Source organism: Halorubrum aethiopicum (genome assembly GCF_001542905.1).
GTDB lineage: Archaea > Halobacteriota > Halobacteria > Halobacteriales > Haloferacaceae > Halorubrum > Halorubrum aethiopicum.
This window is the reverse complement of the sequence record NZ_LOAJ01000001.1, coordinates 1,124,239-1,142,591: the sequence shown is the minus strand read 5'-3', so window position 1 is coordinate 1,142,591 and position 18,353 is coordinate 1,124,239. Positions and strand designations below refer to the sequence as shown.

Sequence of the window (18,353 nt, the reverse complement as noted above, 5' to 3'; positions counted from 1 at the left end):
CGGGCCGCCGACGCGGGACATCCCGCATCACCCCGGGTCGCTCTACTACGCTCATAGAGCCTATCCAATATCGTTATGAATTTCCAGAAACAGTTCCGGGTCGGACTGAAGATCGCTCGACTCCCATCCACCTCTCCCTGAACGATTGTTCGACCGTTTCAGACCCAGTCTGAAGACCACTCACTCACCGTTCACGATCGGTCTGAAGGGCGGATCTGCGTTCCAAAATACATAACTAAACAGAAATTTCATCGCGTTCTCGTGTCCCGAGATTCTCATAATCAGTTCGAATAACAACCCCAACACACAGCTATACCCGAGAATTACGCGTTTCAGACTTTCAACGACGGTTCCGTTTCAGTCCGTGAAAACCCTCACTGGGTTATCACGACCCGAGGATTTATGTTGGCGGGATCATATGTGTCTGACAGAAATGGCGTCGGCACAGCAGATCGACGGGGGGCCCTCTGACGTCGGAGTCGACATCTCCGACGACGAGCTGTACGACGTGCTCGCGAACCAGCGACGACGGTTCGCGGTGCATCTGTTGAAACGAGAGGAGGAGACGATGGAGATCGGCGACATGGCCGAGCAGATCGCGGCCTGGGAGAACGACGTCGACATGGCGGAGATCACGGGCAGCGACCGCAAGCGCGTGTACACCGCGCTCCAGCAGTCACACCTCCCGAAGATGGATCGCGCCGGCGTCGTCGATTTCAACAAGGACCGCGGGGTGGTCGAGCCCACGGTCGCGCTCCAGAACATCGATCTGTACATGGACGTGGTCGAGGGGAAGGAGATCCCCTGGAGCGAGTACTACATCGGGTTATCGGGGGTCGCGCTCGCGCTCGTGGCCGCGGTGTGGGTGGGCGCGTGGCCCTTTACTCTGCTCCCGCCGCTCGCGTGGACCCTCGCGATCGTGGTCGCGTTCATGTTCTCCGCGATCGCGCACAAGTACTACACCGCGGAGATGAAGGTCGGGGAACTCGAGGAGCCGCCGGAGCTTCAGTGAGCCGGACGGAAGGGATAGGTCGGATCTCGGAGCGGGTGATCGACGCCTGAGCCGATTTCAGGGAGCGCGTACCGGTCTTCCGGGACCGCATAACGATAGGGGTAGGAGACGATGGAACGTATGAGAGGGGGTCACTCGACATGAAACGACGACGCTTCATCCTGCTTTGCGGCGGCGCGAGCTCCGGCGCGCTGAGCGTCGGCACCGGAGCGTTCAGCAGCATGGAGGCGGAGCGGGGGGTGTCGGTGGACATCGTGAGCGACGAGCAGGCGTTCGTGGGGTACGATACGCCGAACGACGGGACAACGGTTACGGACGGAAGTGAGATCACCCTCGTCCGAGTGGAGAACCGTTTCAATGAGAACATCTCGATCGTCGACGTCACGGTAGGAGAAGGAAAGGACGTGCTGGGCGAGGTTAGCTATACTCAGGACGAGATCGGAACCGGAGATCATCTAGCGATCAAAGCTCCCGTCACGGGGATCGCACCTGGCGATCACGCCGATATTGAAATAACGGTCACCGTAGAGGGAAGCGGTGTCACAGCGCAGTTATTCGGCGATACGGAGACGCGACGATTCTCGATCAAACGCGAAGAGGATGATGACGGAGATGGCGAAGAAGGCGACGGCGAAGAAGGCGACGGCGAAGAAGCGATCAGCGGCAGCTCGAGCCCGGTAGATTTCTCCGGTGGTGGAAACGCCGAGATACTCGGAGAAGATAGGATGGAAACAGTTGACGTCTATCTACTCGGTTCCGAACGTGGTGGCGGCAACGAAGTAACAGTACGTGAGGGCGTGGAGATCAACACGAAACAGAAGATCCGGGGCCAGTTGGGGAGTGGAGATACTATCGTCGGCATCACACTCAACGGTACCGTGTACGTCCATCCACAGTGGAGCGCGGAGCAATGTGATCTCGATCAGCCCAACAATGGAGGGCCCGGTCAAGAACAGGACGATCCCCCGAGTTGTGAAACGGACTGATCGGCGAATTTCTACCGCATAGCTCTATTCATCAGAAACGGACCATACGGTAAATCACTGAAGCAGAGACATCCGTGTCAGCTGATAGTAGTTTTCTGACCTCACTGACCCAACAAGACTGAGCTATCGGACAGTACTCTCGAAAGGATCGCCTGAAAGGGGTTCAAACGTCGATCGAGCCGAGTTCAGCATGGTCCAGAACGACTTCAGATCGACCCAGAGAACGTTCAGCACGACCCAGAACTCCTTCTGATGACTCATAACGAAGGGGGATACGTCCCATGGGTGATGTAGAGCGACCCGGGGTGACGCGAGATGTCTCGTGTCCCCGAACGCGGGTCGCGTGCGGTAACAGAGGTAGACCAACCATGGAACGACGCAAGTTCATTATCGGCGCAGGTGCATTGGCTACGGGAAGTTCGGCTGCGATAGGCACAGGCGCAGTGACTAGTGTTCGTAGTGATCGAAGTTATCAGGTTGACGTAGCAGGAGATGGAGATGCATACGTCGGTCTTATTGGAAATACGGATTCGCCATTTGTGAGCGATTCAGGAGGGACGCTGTCTATTGATTTTGCATCAGATACAGCGAAGGGTGGAGAAGGAGTCAATGTTGGAGTGACGGAGTCACGTCCGGCATTCACGATTAAAAACCAAGGCTCTGAAACTCTATATATTCAATTAGAGAACCCGCTCTCGAATAACGATCTGACTACACAGGCAAGCGGAAATGCGGCAAGTGAAGCGAGTCTCACAGTCCCTGCTGGAATTGATTTCCAATTTATTGCAGTTCCAGCTGGAGATGCGAATAGCTTATCTGTTGGAGAATTTGGTGTGATCGGGCGAAACTCAGTCCCCAGTAGTGGACCCACCTTTGGAAGCACGACTGGGCAGCAAAGCATCAGAAAGCATCCCGGCGCGACTGGGTACAACATGATTGAGAAGGCAGGGTACGTGAAGCTTACTCCAGGCGATTCAGTTGATATTATCGCACGTGTGATTGCTTCGGAATCGATCCTAGATGAGGGAACACCCTCGATTCCGGATACCAGCTTCACCGTAGAGGCATTCAGTGACTCACAGAGAGTTGGTGGAGAGAGCATCTTCGAGGAAGAAGAGACTTCTGAGTAGATTCCAAATTAATATATTTTCTGACATATCTCGGCCGATTCTCGATGTCGTAGATCAACACCGTCTCACTTTCATGGTCTACCGCAGCTTCCAAACGGAAGTCACCGATCGGATCTGGCTGTACAGAACGCCCGACAACGGTTCGACGTACGCCGGCGGCTCCCGCCACTCGTCCGTCACGATCTCGTCGAGTTTCGAGACGATGCGCCGCTGGATCGCCGGATCGAGCCCCTCAAACGCCCGAGCGGCGGGCGGGCGAAACTCCCACGTCCAGTCGTCACTCTCCGTCATCGATCATCTCGAGAACGTCTTCACGGGAAATGGAGTCGTGCTCCCCTTTCCGCATCGCATACTCCTCGGCGGCGATGCTCGCCAGCATGCCGCGTGACGCACCGGGATGTTCCGTCGCGTCCCGGATCGCGTGGCGGAGGAACTCGCTTCGGGAGGTGTAGCCTTCCTCCTTCCAGACCGCGTCGATCTCCGCCAACTGCCGCTCGGTGACCCGAACGTTGATCGTCGTAGTCTCGGGGTCGTCGGAATCGACGTCGTTCGTACCCGCTTCTAACATACGTGTGTATTGCTCTCGCGGTCATATAAATCACACCCGGCCGACGTTCGATCCGGTTCTCGGCATCAAGTCGATCGAGTACTCCGACAGGCAGGCGCACAAGCGAGTCCCGAAACCTATGAATACATCGTACACATAGCAAACAACATGCCCACCATCTCCACGCGGGTCCCCGAAGACCTCGAAGCCGAACTCGAGGCGTACCTCGAGTCCGAACGTCTCGACCGGAGCACGGCGGTCAGGAAACTCCTCTCGGAGGGGCTCGAGGAGTGGCGTAGAGAGCGCGCGCTCGACCGATTCACCGACGGCGAGGTCTCACTCACCAGGGCCGCCGAACTCGCGGACCTGTCGGTCTGGGAGTTCGCACGACTGGTCGAGGGGGCCGACATCGCGTGGGTCTCGGGTGACCAGCTCGAAGCCGACCTCGAGGACCTGTGAGTTGGGTCTTCGACGCGACCCCGCTGATCTACCTCGCGAAAGCGGAACGGATCGCGGTCGTCGAGACCCTTTCGGAACCCCGACTCGTCCCTGAGCCGGTGTACCGCGAGGTCGTGACCGAGGGGATCGACGCGGGCTACGACGACGCGCGCCGGATCGAGCAGGCGGTCGAGAGGGGACAGTTCGAGATCGTCGAGACCGACTTCGACGACTCCATGATCGCGACGCGATTGGATCGACACTCGGGTTTAAGCGACGCCGACATCGCGGTGCTGGCGTGTGCCGACGCGCGCGACGGCATCGCGGTGATGGACGAGGCGGCTGGTCGCTCGGCCGCGGAAGTCGAGGGCGTCGAGACGCGCGGCACCGCGTACGTCGTCCTCTCGGTGGTGAAGCGAGGGGATCTGTCCGCCGAGGAGGGTCGCGAGACGATCGACGCGATGATCGAACGCGGGTGGTACATCGCTCCGGATCTATACACGAAGATCGTCAGGAGGCTGGAATCCTTCGAATCGAATTCCACCCACAGCTGAAGCCGTGAAATTCTTCCTAAAACCTCCGTGACGCCCCAGATCGACGCCAATCCCAAGTCGCTCCCGTTCAGATGCGTTTTTGTATCCGGCGATCACACTCCCGGGCATGGACGACCACTCCCACGAACCCGACCCGGAGAAGCGCGTGACCGCCCCGATGCAGGAGTTCGGGGGCCGCGAGGTCGGCATCGGCGCGGCCGTCACCCTCGTCGGACTCCTCCTCGCGTACGTGCTGCCGGCGCTGCTGATCTAGACGCTGGAGGAGCAAAGAGCGGTCGAGGAACGGCTTTTCCGAACGTCTACCGCGGATACCACGCCAGCGGGTGGTCGGCGATGAGGTCGATGCTCACCGGCTGGTCGAGCTCGAACTCCTCGACGTGGTTGTGGAGACAGTGGACCGCCTCGCCGGAGTCGAGTTCGACCCGGTAGATGAACGAGGGACCGACGTACTGTCTGGAGACGACGACGCCGTCGGCGACGTCCTCGTCGGCGGGCGTCGCCCGCAGGTCGTCGGGGCGGACGAGCACGTCGACGGGCGCGCCGTCGTAGGTGGTGTCATACCCCTCCAGCGTGGCGGCGTTGAACCGGCCGACGCCGGTCTCGACCTGTCCCTCCCGGAGGCTCCCCTCGAGGAAGGAGGCCCGGCCGAGGAAGGAGGCGACGAACTTCGACTCGGGCCGCTCGAAGACGGTCTCGGGGCGGCCCACCTGCTCGATGGAGCCGTCGTTCATCACGGCGACGCGGTCGGAGATGGAGAGCGCCTCCTCCTGGTCGTGGGTGACGGAGACGGCGGTGACGCCCGCCGCCTTCAGGATGCGGCGGACCTCCTCGCGCATCTCGACGCGCAGGCGCACGTCGAGGTTCGAGAAGGGCTCGTCGAGGAGGAGGACGTCGGGCTCGGGCGCGAGCGACCGCGCCAGCGCGACGCGCTGTTTCTGCCCGCCGGAGAGCTGGTCGGGCGTCTTCCCGCCGTGTTCGGTCATCTCGACGAGGTCGAGCAGCTCGTCGACGCGGGCGTCGGCCTCCGCCCCGTCCGCTTCCAGCCCGAACGCGATGTTCTCGCGCACCGTGAGGTGCGGGAAGAGCGCGAAGTTCTGGAAGACGATCCCCACGTCGCGGCGCTCGGGCTCGACGAACGCCCGTCCGGCGTCCGCCTCCGCGACCGTCTCGCCGGCGAGCGCGATCGACCCCGTCGTCGGCTCCTCGAGGCCCGCGATCATCCGGAGGGTGGTGGTCTTCCCGCAGCCCGAGGGACCGAGGAAGGTGAGCAGTTCCCCCGAGCGGACCTCGAGGGAGACCTCGTCGACGGCGCGCTCGGGGCCGAACTCCTTCGAGACGTCCGAGAGCGTCAACACGGGATCTGCCCCGTCGCCGGGGTCCGACCCGTCCGACGGGGCCTCCGCGGCGGACCGGTCCGTCCCTGCCGAGGCGGTCGACGCGCCGCCCGCGCGATCCGTCGCCTGTCGTGAGTCCGTCCCTTGTGAGTGAGCCATGTGCGTTCGGACGCCGATCGAAGCGGCGTCCGGTGGTTGGGGCCATATATTTTAGGAGAACCTAAAAGCGTGTCGTTCGCGGCGGCTCTCGGGAGGGGCGGCCGACCGGCAGATGCGAAGCGCTCGAGGAGGAACGAGTACGCCCGTTTCAGGCCAGCTCGCGGTCGATCACGCCGCGGAGCTCCCGAACCGCGTCGGCGTCGACCGCGATCGACTCCTCGCCGACCGACAGCGACAGCGTGCCGTCCGTTGTCACCTCCCCGAGCCGGAAGACGGGGAGGTCGCCGGCCAGATCGGCGACCGCGTCGGGGTCGGTCGTCTGGACGACGATCCGGCCCGGCGTCTCCTCGAAGGCCGCCGCGCGGTCCGGCAGCGACACGTCCGCGCCCGCGTCGTCGTCGACGAGCTCCGCGAGCGCGACCGCGAGCCCGCCGTCGCTGGCGTCGTGGCTCGCGAGGGTGGCCTCGTGGCGCGCGACCGCCGCGAGCGACGAGACGACGGCCGCCGGCTCCTCGGGCAGCGTCGGGAACCGGTCCGACCCGCCGGCCGCCGCGAGGTACGCCGAGCCGCCGAGCCCGTCGCCCGCGTGGCCGACGACGAGGAGTTCGGAGTCGCCCGCGGCGTCGCCGTCGAGCCGGGCCGGCGGGGCGTCGTAGCCCGCGCGCGTGCCGAGCACCGCGAGCGTCGGCGTCGGCGGGATCGGCCCCTCGACGCTGTCGTTGTACAGCGAGACGTTGCCGCCGACGACCGGCGCGTCGAGGGCGGCACACGCGTCCGCCAGCCCGTCGACGATCGCCTCGAAGCCGCCGTACACGTCCGGCTTCTCCGGGTTGCCGCCGTTGAGGCAGTCGACGGCGGCGAGCGGGACCGCGCCCTTCGCCGCGAGGTTCGTCGCGTTCTCCAGCGCGACCGCGCGCGCCCCGTCGTAGGGCGCGACGCTCGTCCAGCGGGGGTTCGCGCCCGAGGAGAGCGCCAGCCCGACGCCGGTCGCGTCGTCGGTACCGTCGGCCGCGCCGGCCCCGTCCTCGACGGGCTCCGGGTCGTCCGGAGTCGCGCCCGCGGCCGTCTCGCGCATCGCGAGGATCGCGGCGTCGTCGCCGGGCTTCATCGCGGTCCGCGTCCCGACCTCGTGGTCGTACTGGCGGTACACCCAGCGCTTGCTGGCGGCGTTGGGGTCCGAGACGACCGCCTCGAAGGCGTCCCCGAGGTCGGGCTCGGGCAGGTCGCGCTCCGGCTCGGCCGGCTCCGTCGACGGGAGGTCGTTCATGGGCGCGCCGTCCGCGAGGAACTCGGCGTCGACGTCGACGACGGTCTCGCCGTCGAACGTACAGACGTAGTCGCCGTCGGTCACCTCGCCGATGACCGAACAGCCGAGGTCGAACCGCTCTGCGAGCGCGCGCACGCGGTCGACGTCGTCGGGGGCGACCTCGTAACACATCCGCTCCTGGCTCTCCGCGAGCAGGATCTCTAAGGCGTTCATGTTCGGCTCGCGCTGGTGGACCGCCCCGAGGTCGATCGCCGCGCCGAGCCCGCCCTTCGCGACGAGTTCGGAGGAGGCCCCGCCGAGGCCGGCCGCGCCGAGGTCGCGCGCGGCGACGACGAGGTCCTCGTCGACCAGCGCCTCGTTACACTCGATCAGCCGCTTCTCGGCGTAGGGGTCGCCGACCTGGACCGCGGGGCGGTCCTCGGTCTCGGCGTCCTCGGCGAGGTCCTCGCTCGCGAAGGAGGCCCCGCCCAGCCCGTCGCGGCCGGTCGCGTTGCCGACGAGCACCAGCTTGTTGCCCGGCTCCTCTGCGGTCGCGGTGACGAGCCGGTCCGCGTCGGTGACGCCGACGCAGGCGACGTTGACGAGCGGGTTCCCCTCGTAGCCGTCGTGGAAGGCGACGCTGCCGCCGACCGTGGGGACGCCGATACAGTTGCCGTAGTGGGAGATCCCCTCGACGACGCCCTCGAAGAGGTACCGCGACTCCTCGCTCCCGAAGTCGCCGAAGTACAGCGAGTCGAGCAGGGCGATCGGGTACGCGCCCATGCTCATCGTGTCGCGGACGATGCCGCCGACGCCGGTGGCCGCGCCGTCGAACGGGTCGACGTAGGAGGGGTGGTTGTGGCTCTCGATCCCGAACGTGACGTAGGTATCGCCGTAGTCGTCGGCGTCGCGCTCTCCGGCCGGTGCGTCGGCCGCCTCGGGGGTCGGCAGCGCGAGCACGGCGGCGTCGTCGCCGGGGCCGACGACGACCTGGTCGCCCTCGCTGTCGAACGCCGACAGCAGGGGCCGCGAGGAGCGGTACGCGCAGTGCTCGCTCCAGAGGTTCTCGAACAGCGCGGCCTCGGCCGCCGTCGGCTCCCGGCCGAGCTCCGCGACGACGAGCTCGTGGTCCGGCTCGGACAGACTCATTCACTTACGTGGTTATCGAGCCCGTTCTAATGCTTTTCTATGCGCACGTTCGTGGGTATCGCTGGCGAATCGTCTCGATCGGCTGTACGTCGTTGTTGACGCAGTGAACACCGCCAAAGCCCCAGTCGCGAGGACTCGATGCGCTCGCTGTGCTCCTCGGTCGCTCGTTTCACTCGCTCCCTTCGGTGCTTGCTTCGCGCGTCTTCGCCCTCGCGACTGCCCCTTTGAGTCCCTCCGACCGCAACCGTCCCGCACCTCACGCCTCCCCAGCCTCGCGGCTCCTTCCAGTCGCCGCGTCCCTCGCGGGCTCCTCGCGAGCCGATGGCTCGCTCGGAGGCGCGCCACCGTTCGAGAAGCTGCTACCGTCCCCGCAATCCCAGCAGCTCCCGCGTCTCCGCGGGGGTCGCCACCGGCCGACCCAGCTCCGCCGCGATCCGGGCCGCCCGCGCGACGAGATCCTCGTTGGTGGCGAGTTCGCCCCGCTCGTAGTAGCGGTTGTCCTCCAGCCCGACCCGGACGTGGCCGCCGAGAAGCAGCGACTGCGTCGTCATCGGAAGCTGGTGGCGGCCGAGGCCGATCACGTTGAACTCGACGCGCTCGGGCAACCCCTCGACGCGGTTGACGAGGTTCCGCGGGTGCGGCGGCGACGTGGTGCCGCCGCCGAAGAGGAAGTTGAGGTACGGCGGCTCCTCGAACTCCTCGAGGACCGCGAGCGACTCGTTGAGGTGGCCGTCGTTGAACACCTCGAGTTCGGGTTTGATGTTCCGCTCGCGCATCTCGTCGTGGAGCGACGAGACGAGCTCTCGGGTGTTCTCGGAGGTGAGCCGGTCGTAGCGGTTGAGCGGCCCCATGTCGAGCGACGCCATCTCCGGGGCGGGGTCGGTCCGGAGCGGCTCGTGTCTGAGGTCGTTCGACGCGGCGGTGCCGCCCGTCGAGTGCTGGATCACGACGTCGTCGGTCGCCTCGCGCACCGCGTCGGTCACCTCCTGGAACCGCTCGGTCGAGAACGCGCGCTCGCCGTTCTCGCGGCGCGCGTGGAGGTGGAGGATGCTCGCGCCCGCTCGCTCGCAGGCCGCCGCGGCCTCGGCGATCTCGGTCGGCGTCTCAGGGAGGTCCGGGTGCGCCTCCTTCCCGTGGACGCCGCCGGTGAGCGCCGCGGTGATCACGACCGGCTTCCCGTCGAGGTACTCGTCGTAGGTCATCGCTCCGCGGTCCCGCCGTCGGGGGCGACGTAGAACTCGCAGTCGGTCGTCGGGTCGAGCCCGTGTCGGGCGTTACAGACGTCCGCGCGCATCGGCTGGACGAACGATCCCGTCACGGTACAGAACGCGCGGGCGACATCGAACGACCGCCCGTCGCCCTCCTCTCGGTACTCCAGGTGCGGACACGTCTCGCTCATGCCCGGTCATCGGAGGGAGGCGGCTTGAAACCACTCCTCGGGGTCCCTTTCCTCCCGCCCCGCGAGTCCGCCGCTCCGACGCGCCACCGACGGGATTTAACCGGCCGCCCGAAAAGGACGGGCCATGGAGCCGGTCGACGACTGGCGGACGGCGATCGAGGCGGCCGGCGAACTCACCGGCCCGATCGCCGCCGCGATCGTCGGGGAACACGGCGACCGCGGGAAGCGCGCGATCGAGGCGGTCGGGGAGGGACGAGTGAAGCGCTACCGCGATTTCACGGTCGTCGTCGGCCACGAGGACGAGTACGTCGTCGAGGACGGCGGCTGCGACTGCGCGGACGCGACGTACAACCTCGACCCCGAGGACCCCGCGGAGCGGTGCTGGCACGCCATCGCCGTCGACGTCGCGGACGCGGTCGGCGCGGTCGACCACCACGACATGTGGTACTCCGAGGTCCGCGAGTTCCTGTGAGGGCGGGTCGGGCGCGGGGACCCTCCGGAGCCGGCCGCGAGCCCGGAGATGCGTCGGACACGGTCGAGAGCCGGCGACGCCGAGATCCCCGAGACCCCGAATCTCCGGATTTTCACCCGAACGAGCCGGTCGTTCTCGGCGTTTCACACCCGGAGAGTCGAAAACGTTTACAACGGCCGCCGGTCTGACCTACTGTATGGCGGACTGTCCACTCGCCGACGACTGCCCCAGTTTCGACGAACGGATCCAGGGCATGGGGTGTCAACACTACGGCAACAAGGGGGGTGCCGAGTGGTGCAACCACTACGACATGCCGATCTACGAGCTCAAACGACAGCCGGTCCAGCCCGGCGAGGAGGTCGTCGTCGAGGTCGACGACATCCACGAGAGCGGGGCCGGGGTCGGCCGCACCGACGACGGGTTCATCGTGCTCGTCGACGGGCTGCTCCCGCCCGCCCGCGCCGTGGTGTCGATCCACCGCGTGAAATCCAGCCACGCGACCGCCCAGGAGATAGTCGAGCGGCTCCCGGACGACCCCGACGAGGAGGAGGGAGACGACGCCGACCGCGACGGGAGCGACGAGGACGACGAGGACGACGAGCGGGACCGCCCGAGCCGCACCGACCGCGAGCGGCTCGGCAGCCGCGAGAACTTCTGGGGCAAGTGAGGCGGACCGGGGTCGGGTCACCCCACGGACAGTCCACGCGCCGCCGATCCGACCCGACCCCACCGATCCGATCACCGCCGACCCGACCCCCGCCGATCCGACTCGCCCCGACCCCCGACGACCGCCGCTCCGTCGGTCGTCGCGTCCCCGCCGAAACCGCCGTTTTTTCACCGCCCGTCCCGTCGGTCGAGCCATGGTCGCAGACGACGCCTCCCCCGCGGACGCCGCGGACGATGTCGACGCCCCGGACGACGTCGTCGACGCGGACGACGTCGACGCCGCGGAACTGTTAGCACGCGCCGGCTTCGACGCCGACGCGAGCGTGCTCACCGAGCGGCAGGCGGAGGTCCTCGCGCTCCGCGAGCGGGGGCTCCGACAGTCGGACATCGCCGACCGGCTGGGGACCTCGCGCGCGAACGTCTCCAGCGTCGAGGCGAGCGCGCGCGACAACGTCGAGCGCGCGAAGGAGACCGTCGCGTTCGCCGAGGCGCTCTCCGCCCCGGTTCGCGTCGAGATCCCCGCGGGAACCGACCTCTACGACGCGCCACAGCGGGTGTACGACGCCTGCGACGAGGCGGGCGTGAAGGTGAGCCAGACCGCGCCGGACCTGATGAAGACCATCGGCGAGCGCGCCGGCGACGCGGTGTACGGCCGGGAGGTCCGCGAGCGCCTGCTCGTCACGGTCGCCGCGGACGGTCGGATCCGGGTGCGGTGACCGCGGTAACTGCGGTAACTGCGGTGACGCCCGCTTGCGGAGCCGCACCGCCGCCGGTTCACTCCTCGATCCGCTCGGCGACGCCCACCAGCGTCGCGCCCGCGGTGACGGTCGACTCGCGGGCGACGGAGTAGACGATCCCGTCGCGGTCCGCCTCGGCGACCTGGAGCGTCTCGAAGGTCGCCGGGTCGTACACCTCGCCGAGCCGCTCCCCGTCCGTCACCTCGTCGCCGATCGCGAGGTCGGGCTCCGCCCGGAACAGCCCGGAGTCGGCCGCGGTCACCCGCCCGAGGTGGTTGCGGGCGACGGTCCCCTCCCACGGGTCGGGGTCGCCGGCGAGCACGCCCTCGTGTCGCAGGACGCCGACCATCCCGTCGACGCCGGTCTCGACCGCCTCCTCGACGATCTCGCGGCTGTGCGCGAGCTCGGGCGTGATCGTCGGGATCCCCTCGCGGGTGGCGGCCACACGGAACTTCCCGCCGAAGTTCCGCTCCGCCCACTCCGTGTCCGCGTCGTCGCCGGCGGCCTCCGCCAACAGGAGGTCGGTGCCGAACGCCTCCGCGAGCCCTCGACAGGCCTCGTCGCCGCGCATGTAGACCGTGTGGGTGAGCATGGTCGGCGAGCCGGTGTGGAGGTCGACGACCGCGTCGGCCGCGCTCGCGAACGGCCAGAGCCGCGCGGCCATCCGCTCGTGGAGCGTCCCGTCGGAGTCGCCGGGCCAACAGCGGTTCATGTTGGCGTTGATCGAGTCGAGCGACTCGGGCGTCGTGTAGGAGACGTGATCGAACGTGAGCGGGTCCGCCACCGGGACGCTCACGAGCGTTCCGCGGACGTCATCGTCGACGGCGTCGCCGTTTCCGGCGTCGGCGTCACCCTCCCCGTCCCCGCCCGTCAGCCGTTCGTGGAGCCGCCGGAGGACGGCTGCGCCGTTCACCTCGCGGCCGTGCTGGGCCGCCTGCGCGTAGACGACGGGACCGCCGTCGTCGGGGACATCGAGCTCGGGACCCTCCTCGCCTTCGACGAGGCTGCCCTCGCCGTAGACGTGGACGGTCGTGCGGATCGGGACGCCGGACGGGAGCCGTGCGAGGACGAGCTCGCGGCTGTCGTACATACCCCAGGCGTGGTGCCGGACTCGCTTATAAACCCGGGTCGCGAGCGACGACGGTCGACTGGGGCCAAAGCCGGTTTCCCGATCACGGACGCTAAGGCCGTGCGGCGAGGAGCCCACCACGAGATGCGGGTCACCCTCCTCGGAACCGGCGACACGACGGGGACGCCCACCGTCGGCTGCGACTGTGACACCTGTCGCGAGGCGCGCGAGCGCGGGATATCGCGCTCGCGGTTCTCGGTCCACGTCGAGAACGAGCGGACCGGCGAGTCGCTGCTGGTCGATTTCAGCCCCGACTTCCGGAGCCAGTTTTTGGACAACGACGTGGGGCTGCCGGACGCCGGGATCGTGACGCACATCCACTTCGACCATCTCGACGGGCTCGGCAACGTCTACCGGCTCGTCGACGGGCTTCCCGTCCACGCGCCGGACGAGACGGATCCGGCGACCGACGAGAGCGTCGCCGAGACGGTCCGCCGGAAGTACGACTACCTCGAGGACCGGATCGGCGTCCACTCGCGCGAGCCGTTCGAGCCGTTCGAGACCTGTGGGTTCGAGGTCCGGTTCGTCCCGGTCGACCACCCGCCCCTCCTGTGTTTCGGCGTCGTCATCGAGGACCCCGAGACCGGCGGGAAACTGTCGTTGACGGGCGACACGAGCTACGACGTGCCCGAGCGCTCCCGGGAGGCGCTCGCCGACGCGGACCTCCTGCTCGCCGACGCCATCGTCCCCGCCTCGCTGTGTGAACACCACCCGATCGGCGGGCGACACGAGGGTCCCGACGGCGTCCCGCGCACGTTCGGCACGAAACACATGACCCGGGAGGGGGCGCTCGCGCTCGCCGAGGACCTGGACGCCGACCGGACGCGACTCGTCCACGTCGCGCACTTCTACCCGCCGGAGGAGGCGTTCGCGGAGCCGCTCGCGGTCGACGGCGAGACCTACGAGCTGTAGAAGGGAACCGGTCGGTCGCGACCGCGGTCGGCCGCGCTGGGTCGGCCGCTCACTCGTACTCGCTCCCGACGACCTCGCGGATGCGCTCGGCGGTCACCGGGCCGACCCCCTCAACCTCGAGTAAGTCGTCCTCCGGGGCGGTCATCACCGCCTCGACCGAGCCGAAGTGCTCGAGCAGCGCGCGTGCGGTGATCGGGCCGATGTCGGCGATGGAGGAGACGACGTACTCCTGTTGTTCCGCGCGGGTCTTCGTCGTCTTCTCGCCGTGGACGCTCACCTCGCGGTCGCGGGTCTCCTGCTCGCGTCTGGCGATCGTCGCGAGCAGCTCCGTGGTGTCCGTCTCGCCTTCGGTCCGGAGGACGCTGATCCCGAAGTCGACCGCGAGCGACGCGAGCGCGCCGCGGATCGCGTTGGGATCGATGTCGCGCTGGCCGTAGAGGTTCGTTCCCTCGACGACCAACACGGGGCGGGCGTACGCCCGCGACAGCTCGCCGACCTGTTCGAACATCGAGCGGTCGGAATCGAGCATGGAGTCGACGAAGTCCGCCGCCGACTTCCGCTCGACGGCGACCCGGTCCGAGAGCACGTAGTCCCCCACGGCGAGCGTTTCCAGCCGGGTGAGTAGTCCGTCCCGCGTCGAGAGGTCCTTCGCGATGGAGGAGTCGAGCTCGCGCTGGTCGATCACGACCTCGACCCCCTCGTCGACGCCGGCGGTCGCGACGACGGCGTTCTCGTCGTTCCCGGCATGGCTGTCGCCGTCCGCGCCGTCGTCGCCGCCTCGACTGTTGCCGTCGTCCTGGGCGCCGTTCTCGCCGTCTCCGCCCTCGCGAGCCTCCGCGGCGAAGTCGGTCAGGCCGGGATCGTCGTCTCCGCCGTCCGCGTCCGCGTCGGCGGCGGCGGCGGTCTCGCCAGTGGCGTCGTCCGCGTCGCTGCCGGTGGCGCCGTCCGCGTCGGCGGCAGCGGAACCACCGCCGGCGAACGCGTCGAGCCCGGCCTGTCCGTCGTCCCCGACCATGTCCTCGATGTCGTCGGTGGCGGCCTTCAGGTCGGCGAGCTGGCTCGCCATCTCCTTCTCGCGCCGCCTGGAGATCCAGAAGAACGCCTCGTCGCGGGTGTCCTCGGCCATCAACACGACGACCTTCCCCTCCGCCTGCCGCCCGGTCCGTCCCTTGCGCTGGATCGACCGGATCGCGGTGGGGACCGGCTCGTAGAAACAGACGAGGTCGACCTCGGGTACGTCGAGGCCCTCCTCGGCGACGCTCGTGGAGACGAGCACCTCGAACTCCCCGGCTTTGAACTCCTCGAGCGTCTCCTGCTGCTGTTTCTGGCTCATGCCGTCCGACCCCTCCTTGTCGCCCTGGCCGACGAACTTCCGGACGTCGAAGCTCGCCTCGAGGAACTCGACGAGCGCCTCCGCGGTGTCTCTCGACTCCGTGAAGAGGATCGCGCGCTCGCCCTCGTTGATCCCGAGCGTCTCCGCGAGCAGGATCCGCGCCTTCGAGAATTTGGGATGGAGCCCGTCGAACGACTCGGCCTTCCGCATCGCCTCCCGCACTTTGGGCTCCGCGACCATCCGCTGGCTCGCCTTCGACGCCCCCGACGAGCGGGCGGCCTCGCGCTGGCGCTCGAAGTACCGCCGGACCGACTCCACCGACTGCGTCTCGACGAGTTCGACCGCCCGGCGGAGCTTCATCACCTCGGCGTGGGTGCTCATCCCCTTGTAGCCGTCCGACTGGTCGTTGTCCATCATCCGCTTCAGCTTCCCGCGCATCTCGTTGAGGTCGCGCTGGGAGAGGTCCGGGCTCGTCGTGTTCGTCACGCCGAGCGACTTCAGCTTCTCCAGGCGGTCTTTGATCACCTCGTTCAGCGCGTCGCGGATCTCCAGTACCTCCTCGGGGAGCGTGACGCGCTCCCAGCGCACGTCGGTGTCGTGGGTGTACTCGTCGACGTCGGCGTCCTCCTCCGTCATCACCTCCACGTTCGTCAGCCCGAGGTTCTCACAGACGGTCTCGATCTCCTCGATGTCGCCGCCGGGGGAGGCCGACATCCCCGTCACGAGCGGGTCGGCGGCGTCGGCGTGGTAGCGCTCGGCGATGTAGACGTACGCGTAGTCGCCGGTCGCGCGGTGGCACTCGTCGAAGGTCAGGTGGGTCACGTCACGAAGCGAGATCCGGTTGCCGACGAGGTCGTTCTCGATCACCTGCGGCGTCGCGATCACGACGCGGGCGTCGCCGAACAGCGCCGCTCGGTCCTCGGGCTTCACGTCGCCGGTGAACACGACGATCTCGTCGTCCGGGATCGCCATCGCCTCGCGGTAGAACTCCGCGTGCTGCTGGACGAGCGGCTTGGTGGGGGCCAGAAACAGAGCGGTCCCGCCCGCCTCGTGAAGTCGTCTCGCGGTGACGAGCAGGCTCACCGTGGTCTTGCCGAGGCCGGTGGGGAGACACACCAGGGTGTGGTCGTCGAGCGCGGCGTCGGCCAGTCGAAGCTGGTAGCGGCGGGACTGGAGGAAGTCGTCGACGAGCAACGGGTGATCGATGCCGGTGGCCTCGGTCGCCATCGGCGACGCTTCGCCGCCCTCAGCCTAAAGGCTTCGCGAACCGGGGTGAAAGTTATCGGTCGCCGGGACGGTCCTCTCGGACCTCCTCCGGCACGTCCTCGTCGACCAGCCTCGCCCACTCGACGAGCCGGTCTCCAGACGGGGTTTGCGTGCTCATCGGCTGACGGATCTCCGTGGTTCGTATTAACACTTACCCCGATTCCAGTCTCGCCGGGATCGGTTCCGGCCCTCACGGCCCGACACGCTGCGGCCGCGACTCGCACCCCTTTTAGGGTTCACGCGCCTCCGCCCGGCATGAGCAAGCTCGAGGCGTTCCTCGCCGGCGACCGGCTCGACGACGTCGTGTTCTACCTGAGCGACGCGTTCCTCGACGACGACTCGCGGCTCCGCGAGGTCGGCACCGAGACCGACGACGGGGTTCGTCTCGTCCTCGACGGCGAGACCGGCCGCTCGGCGTTTCAGGCCGGGACCGGCATGGGCGCGATGGAGTTCGCGAAGGAGGCGATGGCCAACGAGGGCGCGATCGCCCGCTCGCTCGACGGGGGCGAGTGTCCGTTCGCCGGCGACGACGGCGATAGCGACGACAGCGACGACGATGGCGACGACGATGGCGACGACCACGAGGTCCGGTTCGTGTTCGCGTTCGCCGAGGGAGAGAACCCGGAAGTGGGGGGCCTCTACGCCGAGGGTGACGTGATCCACGCGTACGCGCACTGTACCTGCGGGGAGAGCTACTCGCACAAGTGGGTCGTCGGCGAGCGGGCGTAGCGCGACCGTCGAACCGTGAAGACGGCGCTGTAGAGATCGCTATGAGTTGGATGTGGCCAGTACAGATGAGAGAGTGAGCGATCGCCCGAGGGGTGGCGCGCCGGTGAGTGGTCGCCGTAGGCGACCGCGAACCGCCCGCGAGGGACGCCGCGAGCGGAGCGAGCGGCGAGGCTGGGGAGGCGTGAGGTGCGGGGCAGTGCTGTCGGGTGGGACTCAAAGGGGCAGTCGCGATTCCCGCGAGCGTAAGCGAGCGGGAAGTCGAGAGACGAAGTCTCTCGGAAGGACGAAGCCCGGCGACGTAAGCAGCGTGGCGCTACGCGCCACGAGCAGCCGGCGGCGGAGCCGCCGGCGACACTGGAAGGAGCGAACGAAGTGAGTGACTGAAGCGCGTGGTTCGAGACGCCGGAGGCGTCTCGTCATCACGAAAGGCGCTTCGCGCCTTTCGAACGACAACGAGCCGCGCGAGTCCTCGCGACTGGGGCTTTGAAACAGTTCACCGCCCCAGCAACGACCTCCTTCTACTCACCTCGATCACTCACGAAACACCCTATCTATAAGCACTCTCCGGGAATCAGCCATTTCAGACTAGACTCTATCTGAAGAGTAAAACATCAACTGTCCGAACGATCGAGTCGGGGAAATCGCTATGCTCTCGGCGACTCGAGATCGGGCATGGATCCCCTCGAGTCGATCCCCGACGCCCTCTGGAAGCGACACGCGAATCCGAAGAGCGGGTGGAGCCGGGTCCTGATCACGCCGCTCCTGCTGTACGCCGTGTACCGGCGAAGCGGGAAACTCACCGCGCTCGCGCTCGCGTTCACGATCGTGAACCCCGTCCTGTTCTCGCCGCCCGAGGACGACGACGCGTGGATGACCCGCGTCGTGCTCGCCGAGCGGTGGTGGGTCGACGAGCGCGGGAAGCCGGTCCTGTCGCGTTCGTATCCCGCCGTCCTCAACCTGATCAACCTCCCCGTCTTCGCGTACGCGCTGCTGGCCGCGTATCGGAAGCGCCCCGCTCGGGCCGCGCTCGCGGGGCTCGCATCGATCCTGTTGAAGCTGGGGTTCGTCGCCGAGCTCGTCAGCCGGTACGACGCGGCGAAGGCGGGAAGTGCGGCGAGCGCGGCGAGAACGGACGCCGAGTGAGACCGGCGGATC

General features: G+C 67.3%; 20 protein-coding genes. 12 read left to right on the top strand and 8 right to left on the bottom strand.

Annotated features, from left to right (window positions below):
* The first annotated feature begins 433 nt into the window (after positions 1–433).
* The 3 genes from AXA68_RS05555 (at position 434) to AXA68_RS16640 (ending at position 3,128) form a co-directional block, all read left to right on the top strand.
* Complete coding sequence (locus tag AXA68_RS05555; RefSeq protein ID WP_066413900.1) at positions 434–1,012, top strand: DUF7344 domain-containing protein; 579 nt, start codon at positions 434–436, stop codon at positions 1,010–1,012.
* A gap of 140 nt (positions 1,013–1,152) precedes the next feature.
* The gene (locus AXA68_RS05550) at positions 1,153–1,998 is read left to right on the top strand and encodes a hypothetical protein (RefSeq protein WP_066413898.1); all 846 of its coding nucleotides are present in this window, start codon (positions 1,153–1,155) and stop codon (positions 1,996–1,998) included.
* A 368-nt stretch (positions 1,999–2,366) separates the two neighbouring features.
* On the top strand, positions 2,367–3,128 hold the full coding sequence (locus AXA68_RS16640) for a hypothetical protein (RefSeq protein WP_157884783.1): 762 nt from the start codon (positions 2,367–2,369) through the stop codon (positions 3,126–3,128).
* Between the two features lie 78 nt (positions 3,129–3,206).
* On the opposite strand, the gene AXA68_RS05545 is transcribed toward AXA68_RS16640, so the two are convergent.
* Positions 3,207–3,419, bottom strand: coding sequence for a type II toxin-antitoxin system RelE family toxin (locus AXA68_RS05545; RefSeq protein WP_232745053.1), 213 nt, complete (start codon positions 3,417–3,419; stop codon positions 3,207–3,209).
* Positions 3,406–3,696: a ribbon-helix-helix domain-containing protein gene (locus tag AXA68_RS05540; protein WP_066413896.1), complete on the bottom strand. Its 291-nt coding sequence runs from the start codon at positions 3,694–3,696 to the stop codon at positions 3,406–3,408. Before AXA68_RS05540 ends, AXA68_RS05545 begins: the two co-directional genes overlap by 14 nt.
* A 147-nt stretch (positions 3,697–3,843) precedes the next feature.
* Between AXA68_RS05540 and AXA68_RS05535 the strand changes: the two genes are divergently transcribed.
* The 3 genes from AXA68_RS05535 to AXA68_RS17050 all read left to right on the top strand — a co-directional run bounded on the left by AXA68_RS05535 (position 3,844) and on the right by AXA68_RS17050 (position 4,920).
* Positions 3,844–4,134, top strand: coding sequence for a UPF0175 family protein (locus AXA68_RS05535; RefSeq protein WP_066413894.1), 291 nt, complete (start codon positions 3,844–3,846; stop codon positions 4,132–4,134).
* Complete coding sequence (locus AXA68_RS05530) at positions 4,131–4,667, top strand: DUF3368 domain-containing protein (RefSeq protein ID WP_066413892.1); 537 nt, start codon at positions 4,131–4,133, stop codon at positions 4,665–4,667. Before AXA68_RS05535 ends, AXA68_RS05530 begins: the two co-directional genes overlap by 4 nt.
* Before the next feature lie 106 nt (positions 4,668–4,773).
* On the top strand, positions 4,774–4,920 hold the full coding sequence (locus AXA68_RS17050; RefSeq protein ID WP_198530020.1) for a DUF7550 family protein: 147 nt from the start codon (positions 4,774–4,776) through the stop codon (positions 4,918–4,920).
* Between the two features lie 46 nt (positions 4,921–4,966).
* On the opposite strand, the gene AXA68_RS05525 is transcribed toward AXA68_RS17050, so the two are convergent.
* The 4 genes from AXA68_RS05525 to AXA68_RS05510 form a co-directional block, all read right to left on the bottom strand.
* Entirely contained in the window at positions 4,967–6,160 is a 1,194-nt protein-coding gene (locus tag AXA68_RS05525) for an ABC transporter ATP-binding protein (protein WP_066413891.1), read from the bottom strand.
* Positions 6,161–6,308: 148 nt separating this feature from the next.
* Positions 6,309–8,555, bottom strand: coding sequence for a phosphoribosylformylglycinamidine synthase subunit PurL (purL, locus tag AXA68_RS05520; RefSeq protein ID WP_066413888.1), 2,247 nt, complete (start codon positions 8,553–8,555; stop codon positions 6,309–6,311).
* A gap of 359 nt (positions 8,556–8,914) precedes the next feature.
* Positions 8,915–9,757: a BKACE family enzyme gene (locus AXA68_RS05515; protein ID WP_066413886.1), complete on the bottom strand. Its 843-nt coding sequence runs from the start codon at positions 9,755–9,757 to the stop codon at positions 8,915–8,917.
* On the bottom strand, positions 9,754–9,954 hold the full coding sequence (locus AXA68_RS05510) for a hypothetical protein (RefSeq protein WP_066413885.1): 201 nt from the start codon (positions 9,952–9,954) through the stop codon (positions 9,754–9,756). The genes AXA68_RS05515 and AXA68_RS05510 overlap by 4 nt, the downstream gene beginning before the upstream one ends.
* A 124-nt stretch (positions 9,955–10,078) precedes the next feature.
* Between AXA68_RS05510 and AXA68_RS05505 the strand changes: the two genes are divergently transcribed.
* The 3 genes from AXA68_RS05505 to AXA68_RS05495 all read left to right on the top strand — a co-directional run bounded on the left by AXA68_RS05505 (position 10,079) and on the right by AXA68_RS05495 (position 11,808).
* Complete coding sequence (locus tag AXA68_RS05505) at positions 10,079–10,426, top strand: hypothetical protein (RefSeq protein WP_066413883.1); 348 nt, start codon at positions 10,079–10,081, stop codon at positions 10,424–10,426.
* 196 nt (positions 10,427–10,622) lie between these two features.
* Positions 10,623–11,093, top strand: coding sequence for a TRAM domain-containing protein (locus tag AXA68_RS05500; protein WP_066413880.1), 471 nt, complete (start codon positions 10,623–10,625; stop codon positions 11,091–11,093).
* 193 nt (positions 11,094–11,286) lie between these two features.
* Positions 11,287–11,808, top strand: a complete 522-nt coding sequence (locus AXA68_RS05495) for a Tfx family DNA-binding protein (protein WP_066413879.1) — start codon at positions 11,287–11,289, stop codon at positions 11,806–11,808.
* 58 nt (positions 11,809–11,866) lie between these two features.
* Here AXA68_RS05495 and AXA68_RS05490 read toward each other — a convergent pair whose 3' ends face one another.
* Positions 11,867–12,919, bottom strand: coding sequence for a succinylglutamate desuccinylase/aspartoacylase family protein (locus tag AXA68_RS05490; protein WP_066413878.1), 1,053 nt, complete (start codon positions 12,917–12,919; stop codon positions 11,867–11,869).
* A gap of 123 nt (positions 12,920–13,042) precedes the next feature.
* Here AXA68_RS05490 and AXA68_RS05485 point away from each other — a divergent pair, with 123 nt between their 5' ends.
* Positions 13,043–13,870 carry an MBL fold metallo-hydrolase gene (locus tag AXA68_RS05485; protein WP_066413877.1) on the top strand — a complete coding sequence of 276 codons (828 nt, stop codon included), beginning with the start codon at positions 13,043–13,045 and terminating at the stop codon, positions 13,868–13,870.
* Between the two features lie 49 nt (positions 13,871–13,919).
* Here AXA68_RS05485 and AXA68_RS05480 read toward each other — a convergent pair whose 3' ends face one another.
* On the bottom strand, positions 13,920–16,430 hold the full coding sequence (locus AXA68_RS05480; RefSeq protein WP_066413876.1) for a DEAD/DEAH box helicase: 2,511 nt from the start codon (positions 16,428–16,430) through the stop codon (positions 13,920–13,922).
* Between the two features lie 294 nt (positions 16,431–16,724).
* Between AXA68_RS05480 and AXA68_RS05475 the strand changes: the two genes are divergently transcribed.
* Together AXA68_RS05475 and AXA68_RS05470 are read left to right on the top strand one after the other, a co-directional pair.
* Entirely contained in the window at positions 16,725–17,198 is a 474-nt protein-coding gene (locus AXA68_RS05475; RefSeq protein WP_066413872.1) for a DUF5807 family protein, read from the top strand.
* Positions 17,199–17,870: 672 nt separating this feature from the next.
* Entirely contained in the window at positions 17,871–18,341 is a 471-nt protein-coding gene (locus tag AXA68_RS05470) for a DUF6653 family protein (protein ID WP_066413870.1), read from the top strand.
* Positions 18,342–18,353: the final 12 nt, after the last annotated feature.